The 3,062-nt window shown below is 59.6% G+C and carries 6 protein-coding genes; 3 read left to right on the top strand and 3 right to left on the bottom strand.

Annotated elements, in window-relative coordinates; all coding sequences use genetic code 11:
* The 3 genes from VIG90_RS04230 to VIG90_RS04220 all read right to left on the bottom strand — a co-directional run.
* The coding region (locus VIG90_RS04230; protein WP_331592201.1) for a hypothetical protein at positions 1-259 on the bottom strand (259 nt) is incomplete at its 3' end.
* Positions 260-592: 333 nt separating this feature from the next.
* The gene (locus tag VIG90_RS04225) at positions 593-1,255 is read right to left on the bottom strand and encodes a helix-turn-helix transcriptional regulator (RefSeq protein ID WP_331592199.1); all 663 of its coding nucleotides are present in this window, start codon (positions 1,253-1,255) and stop codon (positions 593-595) included.
* Between the two features lie 182 nt (positions 1,256-1,437).
* Positions 1,438-1,677 (bottom strand): hypothetical protein, encoded by a 240-nt coding sequence (locus VIG90_RS04220; RefSeq protein WP_331592198.1) that lies wholly within the window; start codon positions 1,675-1,677, stop codon positions 1,438-1,440.
* 95 nt (positions 1,678-1,772) lie between these two features.
* Between VIG90_RS04220 and VIG90_RS04215 the strand changes: the two genes are divergently transcribed.
* The 3 genes from VIG90_RS04215 to VIG90_RS04205 all read left to right on the top strand — a co-directional run bounded on the left by VIG90_RS04215 (position 1,773) and on the right by VIG90_RS04205 (position 2,944).
* Positions 1,773-2,141 carry a hypothetical protein gene (locus tag VIG90_RS04215; RefSeq protein ID WP_331592197.1) on the top strand — a complete coding sequence of 123 codons (369 nt, stop codon included), beginning with the start codon at positions 1,773-1,775 and terminating at the stop codon, positions 2,139-2,141.
* Between the two features lie 198 nt (positions 2,142-2,339).
* The gene (locus VIG90_RS04210) at positions 2,340-2,738 is read left to right on the top strand and encodes a hypothetical protein (RefSeq protein ID WP_331592196.1); all 399 of its coding nucleotides are present in this window, start codon (positions 2,340-2,342) and stop codon (positions 2,736-2,738) included.
* Positions 2,735-2,944, top strand: coding sequence for a hypothetical protein (locus VIG90_RS04205; protein ID WP_331592195.1), 210 nt, complete (start codon positions 2,735-2,737; stop codon positions 2,942-2,944). The genes VIG90_RS04210 and VIG90_RS04205 overlap by 4 nt, the downstream gene beginning before the upstream one ends.
* Positions 2,945-3,062 lie beyond the last annotated feature (118 nt).

The following is a 3,062-nucleotide window of genomic DNA, read 5'->3' as shown; positions in this document are numbered from 1 at the left end:
TAGTAGGGAAGTTGATTTCAGCTCGAAGAGAATCGGTGTTCTTTCTAATGAAGCGCCTAATCTCACCTAGCAGGCGAAGTGATTTCTCAATTTCTTCTCTGTCACCTGAAACAATATCTCGGCTTATACGGTCCAAAATTGTGAAGCATAGGTCGATATTCTGCGTTACTAAAAGCAAGTCCAGCTTGGTGGCAGGCTGGGTTGCCAATTCAAATGTGTCTTTATCTTCACTCACACTCATTGCCCCCTTGTATGCCATGCAGCATATGCCCAAACCGTAACCAATTTCCTACCCCGCCCGGACTATCCGCCGCAGCCGTTCTGAACCACTCGGATTGGTAGGTATCGTGACGTGCCGGTCCTCACTTGGGTGGGCGGCTAGTGTTGTCCTGACAATCCTGCGAGGTTCCGCCTCGGCATGCGCCATCGGTGTGATGAGGCTATCGACAACAAACGCCTCTTGCGGAACAAACGGCGTATGTTCTACAAATGTTCTCGTGAAGGAGGGGCGTTATGGTCGAGCTGCGTGAGCCCGCATGTGAAAGAATGTGTAAGTCGTGCGATCTACGCTGCGCGATCCGGCGGCAAATGCTCACTGTATGGAAGGGCGAGCTTGCTCAGCTACGTGGCCACCCATTGCCCGAATGGCATCCTCGTCATTCTGAATGGTTGGAAGATCTGCGAGTAGCCGAAGCCCAAGTTGAAGAGCTTTCGCTAGAATTCGAGACCTCTGCCCAGGGGATGTTGATTCCGGGATTGCAGATGAGATCCCCTCAATCAACGTGGCGAGCGCGGTTTCATTAGGCAGGAAGATGTGCTTGCCGGGTATGGGGGTGGCTATTTCTTCCAAGGAAACGCCGAGCACCTCGGCAATCCGTATAAGAGTTCCTATCTGAATGTCCCGGTTTTCATTTTTTAGAAAGTCGCGGACAGATGTCTCCCCAAGGCCGGCCCGCTGGGCTAGCGGCTTCGCGCCTATCTCCTGCTCGGTCATCAGGCGGATGATGTTGGCTCTGATCACGCTGAGCCGGTACTGGGGAATGTCGGTTTTCATGGTGTGTTGAATCACACCGAATTCCACCTGAGGCCAAGTGGTGTAATAACACACCTTTGAGCTTGACGGTGTGCTTAAACACACCGTAGTGTGTGTGCCATTATGGTTCACAGCAAACTCCTCTCTGACATCGAGATTTTCATCGAGAGAACAGGTGTTGCGCCAACGCGGTTTGGCCAGCTTGCAATCGGTGATCGTCACCTCGTCCGGACAATGCGCGCCGGCCGCAGAGTGTGGCCTGAAACCGAAGCCAAGATCAGGGTGTTCATGCGGCGTTTCCGAAAGGAGCAGTCTGCCCGGCGCTCCCCAGAGGCTGGGGGTGTGCAGTGAACGCGAACGCTACATCGGAACTGGCCGGGCTGGAGCTTATGGCCCGCTCGCTCTCATCTCTTGCGCCAGCCCTTCGGCAGCTTAATCTGGTCGAACGCCTCGACAATCCGGCGGGTCGCTTCTGCGTACCCTGCTTCGAGGGCTTGCCACTGTTCCGGCTCAAAGTGACCGTCCGCGCCGCACGCGGGGCAGGGGTCGAGGGTTTTAGTGTCGAGCCGGGCAATGGGCTGGAAGAACTTGTGGCCGCAATCGTCGCAAATGACGTCGAAGCCCGGTTCCTGGTGTCCTGGCATGAAGGTTGGCCTTTCGTTGCTGGTTGTGACTCCGCAACGATAGCTGGCGGGGCGGGGGACTCCAACCCTCGCCCCAAAAGCGACGGGAGCGCCGCATGATGGCGCCCTCTGCTTTCGACTTCCGTATTGATGCCGCCAGCGTTGACGCTGCCCAGGCGTCCATTTCCGCCCTTGGCCGTGCGCTCTCCGCCGTCACGCTGACCGCCGATCTGTCTGCCCAGCTGCAGGCACTGGCTCCCCGCGGCGAGGCAACGTCCGGCGTTGCTCGCGTCATGAGCGAGGCTTGCCAGCATGGCGCCGTGACCATCGTGCAGGCGCGCCTGGCGCCCGGCGATGCGTACCTGACCTTCATTGCCGCCCTTGCTGCTCGCGCCGGCCTGTCCACGCGCTTCAGCCACGGCTGGCCAATCCTTCTTCAGAACCCGCTGGCGGCTCGGGCTGCTGCCAGCGCGCCGTCCCCGTGAGCGGCCCCATCCGTTTCGCGCCGCTGCCTCGGTAGCGCGCGCGTAGGCCGGGGCGGCTGAACACCCCCACAGTCGTCCCGGTCTGAAATCGCTGTCCATGGGGGAAATCTACTGCACTGGGGGTGCACGATGGTGAAAAATTCCCAAGCGATTACACAAAGTTCTGTAAAGCGAGCGTGTTCGAAGGCTCTCAAGGATGTGCAGGAAAGCAAGGGCCTGACCGGCGGTGACCTGGCCGATATTCTGGGATGCGGGCCGACCACGATCGTCAACCGGCTGAACCGGGATGACCCCGGCCATCCTCTGACTATCTACGAACTCGTGCGGGGCATCCGCCAGTTCGGGCCGGAATTCGGCAACGCCATCCTCACCCCTCTGACCGACTACATCCTTACCAAGGCTGGCGGGGCAGACATCTGCGCCAACGAGATCAAGCTCACGACGTCGAAGGCCCTGACACTCCTCCTGGAGTTGCTGGAGGACAACGAGCTGTCCGACGAGGACGCAATCCTTCTCGCTCCGGTTCTGGTCAAGCTGATTGGCAAGTACCAGGCGATCGTGGCCCGCGCGTTCGCAGCGACAGGGAGGGCGGCATGACCTCCCAGCTGACGCTTGAGCAAATGCTGGCGGGTGCCGTCGTTCTGATCGGCGTGCTCGCCATCCTCGCACTTTACCTGTTCGCCCAGCTCGTCACCGCACGCCGCAAGGCCCGCTTCTGGGATGCGTGCGGCGCGCCGATGGTGTCGGGCTATACGCTCGTTCGCCGCTTCGGCCGCGTCCGGCTGAAGGAGGTGCGGCCATGATCAAGACGTGGCAACGCAAGTCCGCGGCGCATGCCCTGTTTGGTGGCGGCCCGAAGAAGAACAAGTACGGCGCGGTGAAAACCCCGTGCGGCGCTGGTCACATGCACGACAGCAAGAA

This window comes from Pedomonas sp. (assembly GCF_036515995.1).
Lineage (GTDB): Bacteria > Pseudomonadota > Alphaproteobacteria > Sphingomonadales > Sphingomonadaceae > Pedomonas.
Note: the sequence above shows the minus strand (reverse complement) of the source record. Positions and strands in the feature narration are given on the sequence as shown.

Bases quoted from the DNA above. Each gene is read 5' to 3' on its own strand.
- VIG90_RS04215 (WP_331592197.1), top strand. From the start codon at position 1,773: ATGATGGCGCCCTCTGCTTTCGACTTCCGTATTGATGCCGCCAGCGTT.
- VIG90_RS04205 (WP_331592195.1), top strand. From the start codon at position 2,735: ATGACCTCCCAGCTGACGCTTGAGCAAATGCTGGCGGGTGCCGTCGTT.
- VIG90_RS04220 (WP_331592198.1), bottom strand. From the start codon at position 1,677: ATGCCAGGACACCAGGAACCGGGCTTCGACGTCATTTGCGACGATTGC.